The 13,597-nt window shown below is 58.1% G+C and carries 14 protein-coding genes; 7 read left to right on the top strand and 7 right to left on the bottom strand.

All coding sequences use genetic code 11. The annotated features are described in order from the left end of the window. Nucleotides 1–23 precede the first annotated feature (23 nt). From gor to ABLN87_RS04675, 6 genes are all read left to right on the top strand, one after another. Complete coding sequence (gene gor, locus ABLN87_RS04700; RefSeq protein WP_353007946.1) at nucleotides 24–1,382, top strand: glutathione-disulfide reductase; 1,359 nt, start codon at nucleotides 24–26, stop codon at nucleotides 1,380–1,382. A 72-nt stretch (nucleotides 1,383–1,454) separates the two neighbouring features. Further along, nucleotides 1,455–2,600, top strand: a complete 1,146-nt coding sequence (gene hflK / locus ABLN87_RS04695) for an FtsH protease activity modulator HflK (protein ID WP_353007944.1) — start codon at nucleotides 1,455–1,457, stop codon at nucleotides 2,598–2,600. Then, nucleotides 2,600–3,478 carry a protease modulator HflC gene (gene hflC, locus ABLN87_RS04690; RefSeq protein WP_353007943.1) on the top strand — a complete coding sequence of 293 codons (879 nt, stop codon included), beginning with the start codon at nucleotides 2,600–2,602 and terminating at the stop codon, nucleotides 3,476–3,478. The genes hflK and hflC overlap by 1 nt, the downstream gene beginning before the upstream one ends. Then, entirely contained in the window at nucleotides 3,478–3,672 is a 195-nt protein-coding gene (locus ABLN87_RS04685) for a DUF2065 domain-containing protein (RefSeq protein WP_353007942.1), read from the top strand. Before hflC ends, ABLN87_RS04685 begins: the two co-directional genes overlap by 1 nt. A 129-nt stretch (nucleotides 3,673–3,801) precedes the next feature. Further along, complete coding sequence (locus tag ABLN87_RS04680; protein ID WP_417750376.1) at nucleotides 3,802–5,292, top strand: Do family serine endopeptidase; 1,491 nt, start codon at nucleotides 3,802–3,804, stop codon at nucleotides 5,290–5,292. A 212-nt stretch (nucleotides 5,293–5,504) separates the two neighbouring features. Then, complete coding sequence (locus ABLN87_RS04675; RefSeq protein ID WP_353007941.1) at nucleotides 5,505–6,458, top strand: DMT family transporter; 954 nt, start codon at nucleotides 5,505–5,507, stop codon at nucleotides 6,456–6,458. Between the two features lie 191 nt (nucleotides 6,459–6,649). On the opposite strand, the gene ABLN87_RS04670 is transcribed toward ABLN87_RS04675, so the two are convergent. The 5 genes from ABLN87_RS04670 to ABLN87_RS04650 form a co-directional block, all read right to left on the bottom strand. Next, the gene (locus ABLN87_RS04670) at nucleotides 6,650–7,318 is read right to left on the bottom strand and encodes a Crp/Fnr family transcriptional regulator (RefSeq protein ID WP_170532565.1); all 669 of its coding nucleotides are present in this window, start codon (nucleotides 7,316–7,318) and stop codon (nucleotides 6,650–6,652) included. A gap of 135 nt (nucleotides 7,319–7,453) precedes the next feature. Beyond that, the gene (locus ABLN87_RS04665; protein ID WP_353007940.1) at nucleotides 7,454–8,059 is read right to left on the bottom strand and encodes an inner membrane-spanning protein YciB; all 606 of its coding nucleotides are present in this window, start codon (nucleotides 8,057–8,059) and stop codon (nucleotides 7,454–7,456) included. A gap of 16 nt (nucleotides 8,060–8,075) precedes the next feature. Further along, nucleotides 8,076–8,978 (bottom strand): EamA family transporter, encoded by a 903-nt coding sequence (locus ABLN87_RS04660; protein ID WP_353007938.1) that lies wholly within the window; start codon nucleotides 8,976–8,978, stop codon nucleotides 8,076–8,078. Between the two features lie 87 nt (nucleotides 8,979–9,065). Then, on the bottom strand, nucleotides 9,066–10,205 hold the full coding sequence (ftsY, locus tag ABLN87_RS04655) for a signal recognition particle-docking protein FtsY (RefSeq protein WP_353007936.1): 1,140 nt from the start codon (nucleotides 10,203–10,205) through the stop codon (nucleotides 9,066–9,068). 57 nt (nucleotides 10,206–10,262) lie between these two features. Beyond that, entirely contained in the window at nucleotides 10,263–10,898 is a 636-nt protein-coding gene (locus ABLN87_RS04650; protein ID WP_353007934.1) for a lysoplasmalogenase, read from the bottom strand. A 129-nt stretch (nucleotides 10,899–11,027) separates the two neighbouring features. Here ABLN87_RS04650 and ABLN87_RS04645 point away from each other — a divergent pair, with 129 nt between their 5' ends. Continuing rightward, the gene (locus ABLN87_RS04645) at nucleotides 11,028–11,423 is read left to right on the top strand and encodes a hypothetical protein (RefSeq protein WP_353007933.1); all 396 of its coding nucleotides are present in this window, start codon (nucleotides 11,028–11,030) and stop codon (nucleotides 11,421–11,423) included. Nucleotides 11,424–11,425: 2 nt separating this feature from the next. On the opposite strand, the gene ABLN87_RS04640 is transcribed toward ABLN87_RS04645, so the two are convergent. Next, nucleotides 11,426–12,067 carry a glutathione S-transferase family protein gene (locus tag ABLN87_RS04640; RefSeq protein WP_353007931.1) on the bottom strand — a complete coding sequence of 214 codons (642 nt, stop codon included), beginning with the start codon at nucleotides 12,065–12,067 and terminating at the stop codon, nucleotides 11,426–11,428. 3 nt (nucleotides 12,068–12,070) lie between these two features. Next, complete coding sequence (gene xseA, locus ABLN87_RS04635) at nucleotides 12,071–13,555, bottom strand: exodeoxyribonuclease VII large subunit (protein WP_353007929.1); 1,485 nt, start codon at nucleotides 13,553–13,555, stop codon at nucleotides 12,071–12,073. Nucleotides 13,556–13,597: the final 42 nt, after the last annotated feature.

The following is a 13,597-nucleotide window of genomic DNA, read 5'->3' as shown; positions in this document are numbered from 1 at the left end:
AAGACTGAACGAAGGAACCCGGCATGAGCTTTGACTATGATCTGTTTGTCATCGGAGGCGGCTCTGGCGGGGTGCGCGCGGCGCGCGTGGCAGCAGGAGAAACCGGGGCAAAGGTGGCGCTGGCCGAAGAGGATCGCTATGGCGGAACCTGCGTGATCCGGGGCTGTGTACCGAAAAAGCTGATGGTCTTTGCCAGCGAATATTCGGGCATGGTCGGGGATGCGCAGGCTTATGGCTGGGATATTCAGCCGGGTGCCTTCGAATGGAACACCTTCCATGGCAAGCTGGTTACCGAACTGGATCGCCTGGAAGGCATCTACCGCAACATTCTCAAGAACAACGGCGTCGAAAGCTTTGATCAGCGCGCGCATGTGGTTGACGCGCATACGGTTGAGCTGGCGGATGGAACGCGCAAAACCGCCAAGCACATTCTGATTGCAACGGGCGGTCGCCCGGTGGTGCCTGATTTTCCGGGCTCGGATCTGGCGATCACGTCGAACGAGATTTTCCATCTGCCGAAACTGCCCGAAAGCATCCTGATCGTCGGTGGCGGCTACATTGCCAGCGAGTTCGCCGGGATCATGAATGGTTTGGGGATCAAGACCACGCAGTTCTATCGCGGGGCGCAAATTCTGCGCGGGTTCGACGAAGAAGCGCGTGGCCTGATCTGCGAAGAAATGCGCCAGAACGGCATCGACGTGCGTCTGGGCACGAATGTGCTGGAGATGACGAAAGAAGGCGACAAAATCCGCGTCAAGGCTACGGATGGCACTGAGGATCAGTTTGACGTCGTGATGTACGCCACCGGTCGTGCGCCGAATGCGGACAATCTGGGGCTGGAAGCCGTAGGTGTCGAGCGCGGCCGCAAAGGTGAGATCATCGTGGATGAATACAGCCAGACCGGTGTTCCCTCGATCTACGCGATTGGCGACGTGACCGACCGCATGAACCTGACCCCGGTTGCCATCCGCGAGGGCATGGCCTTTGTCGAAACCGTGTTTAGGGGTAACCCGACACCGGTGGATCACGACCTTATTCCCACTGCGATCTTTACGCAGCCTGAATTCGGAACGGTCGGTCTAAGCGAGGAGGAAGCGTCGGCTCAGGAACCAATTGAGGTTTATGCGACCTCGTTCAAACCCATGCAGAAGGCGTTCGCTGGTGGCACGCAGCGGGTTCTGATGAAGTTGATCGTCAGCCAGGCGTCGCGCAAGGTGCTGGGCTGTCATATCGTGGCCCCCGGCGCGGGTGAGATGATTCAGCTAGCCGGGATCGCCGTGAAAATGGGCGCCACCAAGGAAGATTTTGACCGCACGGTTGCGGTTCATCCGGTGATGGCCGAGGAATTGGTGACAATGCGGCAACCTGTACGCACGGCTTGATTTGCAACCGGGCGCACACAAGTTACAAGGGACCCCGTGATCACACGGGCCTAAACGAAGGAATCGAAAAATATGGCGGGCAACAGCGGTGGCCCCTGGGGGGGCGGAGGCTCCTCAGGTGGTGGAGGAAATCGGGGTAACAACGGGGACGGGCGTAAGCCTCCCGAAGGCGACGGCCCGCAGATCCCCGAGATCGATGAGCTGATGAAGAAAGGCCAGGAACAGCTGCGCGTTCTGATGGGCGGTCGTGGCGGCGGTGGTCGCGGCGCAAACGGTTCAGGCGGTGGCGGCGGTGGTCCGTTGTTTACCAAAGGAACTGTGGCGATTGGCGCTTTGGTTGCCATTGGCCTTTGGGCGGCTGCCAGTTTTTATACCGTGAAACCCGAAGAACAGTCTGTAGAACTGTTTCTGGGTGAGTTTTCCGCTGTTGGGAACCCGGGTTTGAACTTCGCGCCATGGCCCGTCGTGACCGCTGAGGTCATCCCGGTCACTCGCGAACAGACCGAAGATATGGGCGGTGCTCGTGGCAGTGATGATGGTCTGATGCTGACCGGCGATGAAAACGTGGTCGATATCGACTATCAGGTCGTTTGGAATATCAATGACCCGGCCAAATTCCTGTTCAACCTCCGTGACCCGCGTCAGACAATCCGCGCGGTCTCGGAATCAGCTATGCGCGAAATCATTGCACAAAGCGAGCTGGCACCGATCCTGAACAGGGATCGTGGTGTGATTGCCGAGCGTTTGCAGGAACTGATCCAGTCCACCATGGACAGCTACGATTCGGGTGTGAACATCATCCGTGTGAACTTTGACAAGGCTGACCCGCCGCAGGACGTGATCGCCGCGTTCCGCGACGTTCAGGCCGCTGCGCAGGAGCGTGACCGGCTGCAAAACGTCGCCGACGCTTATGCTAACCGAGTTCTGGCGGAAGCTCGTGGTGAAGCCGCGCAGGTTCTGGAAGAAGCCGAAGCCTATCGCGCCCAGCAGATCAACAGCGCGCAGGGTGAAGCCAGCCGTTTCAGCGCGGTTCTGGAAGAATATACCAAAGCGCCGGACGTGACGCGCAAACGCCTGTATCTGGAGCGGATGGAGCAGGTTCTGGGTGATGTCGACAAGATCATCCTGGACGAAAACTCATCCGGTCAAGGGCAGGGCGTCGTGCCGTATCTGCCGCTGAACGAACTGCGCCGTAGCAACACAGCGGAGAGCAACTGATGCGTAAATCACCTATCATTCTGATCGTCATTGCTATTCTGGCTGTTGTCGGCCTGTCCTCGATCTTCATTGTGGATGAACGCGAACGCGCGCTGGTTCTGCAGTTTGGTCGGGTTGTCGCTGTAAAAGAAGAGCCCGGTCTGGCGTTTAAAATCCCGCTGATACAGGAGGTTGTCCGCTATGATGACCGTATCCTTTCGATTGATGTACAGCCGCTTGAGGTCACCCCTCTGGACGACCGTCGTCTGGTTGTTGATGCGTTCGCCCGTTACCGGATTTCCGATCTGGAACAGTTCCGGCAAGCCGTTGGTGTTGGTGGCGTCCCGGTTGCCGAGGATCGTCTGGATCGCATCCTGCGCGCCGAAACGCGCGAAGTTCTGGGTTCGGTCTCCTCGCGCGATATCCTGAGCTCGGACCGGGCGGCCCTGATGCTGCGTATTAGAAACAGCGCCATTGCCGAGGCGCGGGCGCTGGGCGTCAACGTGATCGACGTGCGCTTGAAAGCAACCGACCTGCCGCAGGCCAACCTTGAGGCCACATTCGACCGGATGAAGGCCGAACGGGAGCGCGAAGCAACCGACGAACGTGCCCGTGGTAACGAAGCGGCGCAGCGTGTCCGTGCGCAGGCCGACCGAACCGTCGTCGAACTGGTTTCAGATGCCAACCGCGAGGCCGAGATCATTCGCGGTGAGGCTGACGCCGAGCGCAACGCGATCTTCGCCGAAGCCTTTGGCAAAGACCCGGAATTCTTTGAATTCTACCGCTCGCTTTCGGCCTATGAACGGGCGCTGGGCGGCGGTAACAGCTCGATGGTGCTGAGCCCGGATTCCGAGTTCTTCAACTACCTGAAATCGCCCACAGGGCAGGCGACCCAGTAATGGGTATGATCCTTCTGGCCCTCGGGCTGGTACTGATTGTCGAGGGGCTGGCCTATGCGCTGGCCCCTTCGCTTATTGAACGGATGCTAGAGGCACTCCGGTCCCTTCCAGAACAGGCGCGACGGTTATCCGGATTGCTCTGTGTGGTCAGTGGGCTTGTCCTGATTTGGGGTGCCTATCAGTTGGGTTTTTGATGTCAGGGCTTCACGCGCTGGTGATTTCCCCGCGATCCTGAGTTGCGGGTTGCAGCAAACCGACTACATTGGTTGCCAAGAGGGCGGCCTAAGGGCGGTCTACAGATAGTGACGACAAGGAGTTCCCAAGTGCAGGCACAAGCACGCAGTATGTCCGTCCGACAGGACGAAGGGTTTGGTTTCATGCGGCTGATGTGGCTGGCATTTGCGGGAATGGTTCTGATCGCTGCGCAGACAGTGGCGGCATATGCGCGTGGCGAAAGCCTGGCACCGCTGGCAGAGCAGATCAGCCCGGCTGTGGTGAACATCACCACATCGACCCTGATCGAAGGTCAAACCGGCCCGCAGGGCATTGTTCCCGAAGGGTCCCCGTTCGAGGATTTCTTTCGTGAGTTCCAGGATCGCGGCGACAATGGCGAAAACGTCCCGCGCCGCAGCAATGCGCTGGGCTCGGGGTTTGTGATCTCGGAAGATGGGTTCATCGTCACTAACAATCACGTCATTGCCGAAGCGGACGAAATCCTTGTCGAATTCTTCCCTGGCGATGGTCAGCCCAAGAAAGAGCTGCCCGCCAAAGTGATTGGCACCGACGAAAAGACCGACATTGCTCTGCTCAAGGTCGAAGCTTCTGGCCCGCTGAAATACGTCCAATTCGGTGACAGCGATATTGCGCGGGTTGGGGATTGGGTGATTGCCATGGGCAATCCGCTGGGCCAGGGATTCTCGGTCTCGGCCGGGATCGTATCTGCGCGCAATCGAGCGCTGAGCGGATCCTATGATGACTACATCCAGACCGATGCGGCGATCAACCGGGGCAACTCAGGCGGTCCGCTGTTCAACATGGATGGCCAGGTGATCGGTGTGAATACCGCGATTCTTTCGCCCAATGGTGGGTCGATCGGTATCGGCTTTTCGATGGCTTCGAACGTAGTAGTCAAAGTTGTCGATCAGCTGCGTGAGTTCGGGGAAACCCGCCGTGGTTGGCTGGGCGTCCGTATTCAGGATGTGACCGAAGACATGGCCGAAGCCATGGGCCTTGAAAAACCCGGTGGTGCGCTGATTAGCGATGTGCCTGAAGGTCCCGCGAAAGAGGCTGGCCTGCTGGCGGGTGACGTCATCCTCAGCTTTGACGGCGTCGATGTCGCGGATACGCGCGGCCTTGTCCGTCAGGTAGGTGAAACAACGGTCGGTAAAGCCGTCCGCGTCGTGGTCAGCCGCGATGGCAGCACCCAGACCGTCTTGGTCACGCTGGGCCGCCGCGAAGATGCGGAGCGCGCTGAGAATGGCGAAGAAGAAGCCGAAGACACGCCTGCTGATGAAAACACGGATATTCTGGGTCTGACTATTTCACCGCTCAACGACACACTGCGCGAAGAACTGGGCCTGGACGCAGATGCCGAAGGGCTGGTGGTTTCGGATGTGGATCAGGCATCGGAAGCCTATGCCAAGGGGCTGCGGGCTGGTGATTTGATCACCGAAGCGGGCCAGCAGAAGGTTGCCACAATCGAAGACTTGGAAGACCGGATGGAAGAGGCCCAGGTGGCCGGACGCAAGTCTCTGCTGTTGCTGGTGCGTCGTGGCGGTGACCCACGGTTTGTTGCGCTCAGCCTGGAAGAATAACACCAGTTTGGATCTTCCAAGCAATGATCTAAGAGGCTCCGATCCGGGGCCTCTTTTTTGCCTGCTAGGCGGTGGTCAGGCTCTCTGAACCGGGGTTGGAATCAATGTCTAACATCATGTCGCAAACAGAGCGGACCTGATCCGAAACCCGTGTTAGGGGCCGGACGAAAGGGCATATTGTGTCGGAAAACAAGATTTTACAAAATCCTACATTGGCTATCGTCTTTATCCTGATCGGCATGCTGGGGATTTCCCTCAACGATATGTTGATCAAGTTTCTGTCGGGCGGGTATCCCTTGCACCAAATGGTATTCACACGTTCTCTGATTGGGATCGGCTTTAGTCTCGCGCTGGTTCAGTTGGAGGGGGGATGGAATATCCTGAAAACCGATCAGCCAGGCCTGCATGTTCTTCGAGCGACGTTCCTGGTGATCGCGAACCTGACCTTCTTCACCGCGCTTGCTGTTATGCCTCTGGCTGAGGCAACGGCTGTGTTTTTCGTGGCCCCTTTGATGATCACCTTGCTCAGTATCCCGATCCTGGGCGAAAAGGTCGGACCGATGCGCATTGGCGCGGTACTGGTCGGGTTTGCCGGCGTGATCATCATGACACGTCCCTGGGAAAGCGGGGCAGAGCGCGCGATCAGCCTGTGGGTTTATGTCCTGCCCATTGCCGCCGCATTCACCTATGCGCTGAACAACGTCATGACGCGATATCTGGGCGCCAAATCCAAGGCGTCTGCCATGGCGGTCTATATTCAATCTGCCTTTATTGTTGTCAGCATTGTCTTCTGGCTCGTCGCCGGAGATGGACGATTTACCGAGGGGGTCGAGAATGAAAGCCTACAGTTCCTATTCCGCGCCTGGGTCTGGCCCGAAGGTCATGACCTCTGGTTGTTCGCAGGTTTGGGGTTGAACGCAGCTCTTATCGGGTATTGCCTTGGGCAGGCTTATCGCATCGCGGACGCGGCCACCGTGGCCCCTTTCGAATATGTGGGCCTGCCGCTGGCGATCTTTTGGGGCTGGGTGATCTGGGGCGAGCTACCGGGTTTGCCGGTTGTTTTTGGAATACTCCTGATCCTAGGGTCGGGTCTGTTTGTCTTCCTGCGGGAAAAGCAAAAGAACCGAATGGTCGTCCGTGGCAAACACGTGCATCGCAGGTACTGATACGCGCGGGCAAGGTCTGAGATCACAAAGAAAATGAGCCATATGTCGGGACGACATATGGCTCAGATACAGGGAGAGATCAGTGGACAGATATCGGGGATGATTCTCTGACCTCCTACGGTAACAAGCTCACCTTAGGTCAGGTTCGGCCTATTCTTCTGTGAACCAGATCACATCAAACTGCGAAATCGTCAGATCAGATCGGATTCGGCCAGTTCACGCAGGGCTTCGAAATCCTGAATCAGCAAACCTCCGCGAGAGGCTTCGACCACGTTGTCGCGCTTCCAGGTTGAGATGGTTTTAGACACCGCCTCGCGCGTGGCGCCGACAAATTCGGCCAATTCGCTTTGCGATAGCGTGATTCGTGCCGTTGGGTCGTCTTGCAGATTGGACAGATGAAGCAGTTTACGGGCCAGGCGGATTGGCATGGGCAAAAAGACTTGCTCGTTCAACTGCGAGTCCATCCAGCGCATGCGTAAACCTGCCAAACGGACCATATCAACGGCAAGATCGGGATGTTGGCGGATTTGGCCCATCGCATCACGGCGGCGCACGCGCAGAACACGCGACGGTTCGGCTGCGGTGACCGTGGCTGTGCGGGGGCCACTGTCAAACAAGGCAATCTCGCCAAACACTTCGCCGGGGCGCATTAGGGTTAGGGTCAGCTTTCGCCCGCTCATGGCCAAAAACGACACTTCGAGCGTGCCTGAGAGTATCGCGTAGAGCGCGTCGCCCTCATCACCCTGTTCAAACAGGGTTTCGCCCTGCTCAAGGGTCAGTTCAGAGGCAAGATCAGAGAGCATCTCTCGAAGCTCGTCAGAGGCTTCGGATAGAAAGCCACTAGAAGGAAAGGCCGTCATACGGGCGGTGAACTCCGGATTTAGGTGATGAGTGGTGCTTTAACCTTTCATAGCTTCGGGCTTAAGCCAAGTTTTTTTGCAGCGAGCGGATCACTCGCGCGGTGTGATGGTGGTGCATCAACGCAGCGCTGGCGCTCATTGCTGATCCGGGTCTTCCATATAGTTTTGTAGCAGGCTGAATTGCAGCATCAAAAACGCCATCAAGGCAATCGGAAAGGCAAAGGTTTCGATCTTCACCCACAAATCCGTGGACATGGTACGCCAGACGAGTTCATTGGCGATGGCCAGAACCGCAAAACAGGCACAGAGCCTGCGGGTCAGGATCATCCAGCCTTCGTGTTTCATGGGCAGCATTTCATCCAGCACATAGGCCAGATAGGATTTCCTCTGCAGCAGGCCGATCCCCAGGATGGTCGAGAAGACGCCATAAACCAGCGTTGTTTTCATCTTGAAGAACCGCTCATCATTGAACCAAGCGGTCAGACCGCCAAAGAAGATGACCATGAAGGCGGTAAAAATCTGCAATCTGCTGAGTTTACCGGTCAGAAACCATAGGATGCCCATGGCGGCCAGCATCAGGGGCACAAAGATGATCGTCGCGACGATAAAGCCGGAATATTCTGTGCCGCCGATCAGGAAGCTGTCATCGCGCAGGCGGAGGTAAATGAAAAAAAAGGCCAGCGGAGGGCCAAGTTCGAGTACCTGCTTCAGAAACGGGTTGATGTCTTTTTTGCCTGTCATCGTATCTTCCTGCTGCTTACCCGCCCATTTCAACGATTACGGCGCCCAATGCAATCAATGCCATCAAGGCAATGCGTCTGGGGCCAACGGTTTCTTTCAGAACCAGCCAGCCGATCAGGGCCGCAAAGACTGTTGAGGTCTCGCGCAGAACGGCGGCTTCGCCCACCTTGTCGAGCCGTGTGGCCAACATGATCGCCCCGAAGGACATGGGCGCGATGATGCCGCCTGCAAGCCCACGCAGCATAAGGGGGCCAATGGCAGGACGGTTGATCATGGCGCGCCATCTGAGGAAGGCGTAGATCGGCATCGCAGCTCCATCGATCATGAAGAACCACGCCAGAAAGGTGAACGGGTCGGCGGTAGCGCGTATGCCGTAGGCGTCATAGGTCGTATAGAGTGCCACAAACAGCCCGGTTGTAACGGCCAGCACCAGCGCAATGCCGAGCGTTTCACGATTGGTTTCAAGGAAGCGCAGGTTGTAGAGCGCGAGGCCGAATATCCCGGCCAGCAGAACCGCGACGCCAAACCATTGAGTGCCGCTGAAAGTCTCGCCGAACAACAGATAGGCGCCGATCACGGTGAACAGCGGTCCGGTGCCTCGCACAACGGGGTAAACGACCGTATAAGATCCTTTGGTATAGGCCATCGCCTGCAGCGTCTTGTAGGCGATGTGAATCAGCCAGACGACCGCAAAGATCGGCCACATATAGGGTTCTGGCCAGGGTACGATGAAGAATGCAAAAGGGGCGGCCATCAGGCAATAGCAGGCATCGATGGCCCCGCGAGACAGCCACGGGTCATGGCGGCCCTTCTGAAGGGCCCCGAAGACCGCGTGCAAAAAAGCGGCCATGAGCGCCAGCCCAAGGGCAAGCTGGTGGCCCGCTTCGGTGCCTTCAAGTGAGATCAGCCAGTCGCTCAAGTATCAGATCTTTTTGGTGGGGGGAGAGGCTGGGGGCTGTCTGCCCCCAGACCCCGGAGGATATTTATGGCCAGATGAAGATTTGGATCATCTTTGATCCAGGCCGGTCAAGGCGGCGGCGAATTCTTCGGGGTCGAAGGGGGCGAGGTCATCGATTTGTTCACCGACGCCGATGGCGTGGATCGGCAGGCCGAACTTGTCCGCAAGCGCCACCAGAACGCCGCCCTTGGCTGTGCCGTCTAGTTTGGTCATCACAAGGCCCGAGACATCGGCCAGATTGCGGAAGGTTTCCACCTGACTGAGCGCGTTCTGACCCGTGGTGGCATCGAGCACGAGCAGGGTGTTGTGCGGGGCGGTGTCGTCGACCTTGCGAATGACGCGGACGATTTTGGCCAATTCCTCCATCAGGTCGGCGCGGTTTTGCAGGCGGCCTGCAGTGTCGATCATCAGCAGGTCGGCACCATCTTCCTGGGCTTTGGTCAGGGCATCGAAGGCGAGGCTTGCGGGGTCCGAGCCTTCTGGCGCGGTTAGCACCGGGACACCGGCGCGCTCGCCCCAGACCTGGAGCTGTTCAACAGCGGCGGCGCGGAAGGTGTCGCCGGCGGCGATGACAACTTGCTTGCCTGCCGATTTGAACTGGCTGGCAAGTTTGCCGATGGTTGTGGTTTTTCCTGAGCCGTTGACGCCGACGACCAGAACCACCTGCGGGCGTTTGGGATAAATCGGTAATGGGCGCGCCACAGGCTCCATGACGCGGGCGACTTCTTGCGCCAGCAACTGCTTGATTTCGAGGGCCGAGAGTTTGCGGCCAAAGCGACCCTCGGCCATGTTGGCGGTGACGCGCAAGGCTGTATCGACGCCCATGTCAGAGGCGATCAGCAGCTCTTCGAGCTGTTCCAGCATGTCATCGTCCAACGTGCGGCGGACAACGGTTTGGGCATCGCCGCGGCTGAACAATCGGCCTAGCAGGCCTTTCGACTCAGGGACCTCTGGCGGTGTTGGTTCAGGCGTGGGGTCTGTGGGTGTAGGAGCAGGAGGCTCGGATCGCACAGGGATGGGGGCCGGGCTGGGTACCTCTGGAACGGGTTGCGGTTCGGGATCGGGCTGCGGGATCACCGGGTCGGGCGCGGATTCCTCGCCGCCATCCTCGACAATCGCATCCAACCCCTCTTCGAGGCGCGAGGAGGATTTGAACAGCTTGTCCTTGAGCTTTGAAAAAAACGCCATTTTGGTCTCCGCAGGTGATCCTTCCACCTAATGCGGATTTACGGCAGTTGCAAAGGGTCAGGTGAAGGCGATCAGGAACCCGGCTTGTGCGCCCCAATAGAGCGGCCAGATCAGATAGGGGGTGATCCTCAGAGCCGGGTGATTTGCAGGTAGTAGGAACTTTTCAGTTGCAAGGATCAGATCAGAGGCGATGAAGGCCATCGCAGCGGGCATGGCCCAACGAAGGGCGCCTGTATCGGGCAGAGCGAGAACCGTGATGCCCATGCCGAGGATGATCGGGATGTAGGCCAGAACCGCCACCTTGAGGTCTCCGGCACGAGGTGCCAGGAGGGTGGCGGCGACAATTCCCAGCAAGATGAGGGACCAGACGTATCCGGGGTGATCGAAGATGAGCGCCACGTTGCTGGTTGGATGAGACAGAAACAGGGCGATATAGGCAAGGTGGCCTGCCGCAAATGCGCCGATACCCGCCATGAAGCTGGTCTCGGACTCGCGAGAAAGTAGCGCGTCCCCCATAGCACATAGGGCCAAGGCAAGGATCAACAGACTCGCGGAGCCACTGAGAGCCGCGAACAGGGCCAGTAGGGCGACAGAGGCGGTTTTGAGCGCAGTGCGTGCTGTGCTGGCCGGGCGTGGCGACAGGGGCAGATAGGTCAGGGCGCATGCGGCTGCGATCCAAATCAGACTGTTCACTCTGGTTTCCTCCCACTCTCGTGGCTTTACTGTCGTTCGAAATCTGCAATTGGCACAACAGGTGACGTGGAGGCATGTGAACGCGCAGTGCGAATAGCTTTGATCGCGTGTATCTGACACTATGGCGCTATGTTGAGGTTCTTTGCGATTCTTCTTGTGTTTTCGGCCCATCCTGCGGGGGCGCAATCGGCGCTGTCTGGGGCGGAATTTGATGACTATACGCGCGGAAAAACCCTGTTTTACGGCTATAGCGGCGAGGTTTACGGGGTAGAACGCTATTTGCCCAATCGTCGCGTGATCTGGTCATTCCTTGATGGCAACTGCAAGGAAGGTGTGTGGTATCAGCGCGAAGATCAGATATGTTTTGTCTATGAAGACAGGTCAGATCCGCAATGCTGGGTTTTCACGCGGCTAGGCGGCGGCTTGGTTGCCCAGTTCGAAGGCGACCCACAGGCGACGCAGCTATATGAGGCCGAAGATTTGGGTGAAGAGATGATCTGCCTTGGGCCAGAGGTTGGGGTTTGATCTCAGCTCACCCGTAGGTCTTCGTAGCTGATCATAACATGTTGCCGGAATGCAGGTCTTTCTGTGAGTTGAGTATAGTAGCGTTTGAGATTTGGAAACTGCGCGCGCGAAATCTCGATATCGTAGTATCGGTACAGGATGTGGCCGAACTGGATGTCGGCCAGGGTCAAGTTGGATCCGGTTAGAAACGTGTCTTTCGTTAAGTATCGATCTGCAATTTCCAATTTTGTTTCAAGATGTTCAATGGCATTCCTGATCTTAACCTTGTCTCTATTGGCAGGTGCGGTTCGAACTACCTGCCAGAACACTGGGACCGTAAAGGCCATTGCAACATTGATCTTCGCCCATTCGGCCCATTTGTCCACGTCGGCGCGCTGAAGCGGGTCTTTGGGCCAAAACGTGTCGGGTGCGTAGCGATCGGCGAGATAGCGTAAAATGGCCCCTGTTTCCCATAAGGGTGCGTTAGCGCCATCCTGCAGGACGGGGATGGTGCGGTTTGGGTTCAGCTTGCCGAAGGCTTGCGTGTCCAAACCGCCAAAGTGATGGCCGACATCATGGCGGATATACTCCAGCCCCAACTCTTCGACACACCACATCAGGGCTTGCACATTCGATGATGTTTTGCGGCCCCAGATCGTCAGCATGGTTTAGAAGAGAGAACCCTGATCGGGAGCATCTGTCTTAGCCTTTTTGGGGGGCGACTTGCTAGAACCTCCGGTCGTCAGGCGACCGTCGGCAAACTCGATTTCCAGAACAGGGTGCTTGGCGGCTTGTGACTTGGTGGTGATCACGTCGCCCTCAGCCCGCACAACGGCATAGCCGCGTTCCAGCGTGGCTTTGTAGCTAAGCGTTTCGCGTAGGCGGTCAGTGGCATCTAGCTGTTGACGCAAGCGATCCAGCCGAGCGCTCTGGACCGCGTTCAGCCGCTCTGCCAGTCTGCTGATCGCTTGGCGTTGTTGTTCGATTTCGCGTTGGATCGTACGCACGGATAGGCGCGACGACAGGTTGCGCAGGCTTTCCTGCCGAGATCCGACAACGCCGCGCAAGGTTGAGGGGCGCAGATGGGCCGACATCTCAACCAGTTGCAGGCGTCGGTTTTGTACACTCCGGGTCAAAGCGGGTGTCAGTCGTTCTGCAATCAGATCAAGCCGCTGCCGGGGAGTGTTCAACAAACTATCCGGGCGCGGTAGGGCGCGGGCCACATCGCGCAAGCGCTGGCGGCGGCGCTGGACCGCATCGCTGGCCGCACGGGACAGGCGTGCGCCTTGCTCGTTGGTCCAAGCCAGCAGCTCCATCCGGACAGGGACAGCCAGCTCAGCGGCAGCAGTCGGCGTGGGTGCCCGGCGGTCCGAGACAAAATCGATCAGCGTTGTATCCGTTTCGTGACCCACAGCCGAGATCAACGGGATGTTCGAGGCGGCAGTGGCACGTGCCACGCTTTCCTCATTGAACCCCCACAGATCTTCGATCGACCCGCCACCGCGCGCTACGATAATCAAATCGGGGCGGGGCAAAGCACCGCCGGGTGTGAGCGCGTTGAACCCTTCGATGGCGCGGGTCACTTCGGGTGCGCAGTTGGTGCCCTGCACCGCAACCGGCCAGATCAGAACCTTGCGGGGAAAGCGATCCCTCAGTCGGTGCAGGATATCACGGATCACCGCGCCAGAGGGTGAGGTCACAACACCGATGATCTCCGGCAGATAGGGCAAGGGCTTTTTGCGCTCGGGCGCGAACAGACCCTCGGATTCGAGCTGCTTCTTGCGTTTTTCCAGCAGCGCCATCAAAGCCCCTTGGCCCGCGACGGCGACCTCATCCACGTTCATGTTGTATTTGGACTGCGCACCAAAAGCCGTCAGGCGTCCGGTCACGACAACCTCCAGCCCTTCTTCGGGCACAACCGACAAGCCTGAGATCTGACCTTTCCACGTGGTGCAGGCCAGCACGTTCCGATCATCCTTGATGTCGTAGTACAGATGCCCAGAGCGCGCTCTGAACACGCGCCCGACCTCACCGCGGACGCGGATTCGCCCAAATGACCCTTCGAGCGTGCGTTTTACCTCTCCCGAGAGCTCGGAAACCGAATATTCGGGAGTGTTTTGGCCAGGAATGGGCTCGTCGAGCAGGTCGGACATTTCAGCGCCTTGTGTCAAATGCCCACCCAGCTTAGAACGCCG

This window comes from Ruegeria sp. SCP10, assembly GCF_040329495.1.
Taxonomy (GTDB): Bacteria; Pseudomonadota; Alphaproteobacteria; order Rhodobacterales; family Rhodobacteraceae; genus Ruegeria.
This window is presented reverse-complemented; position numbering and strand designations above follow the sequence as displayed.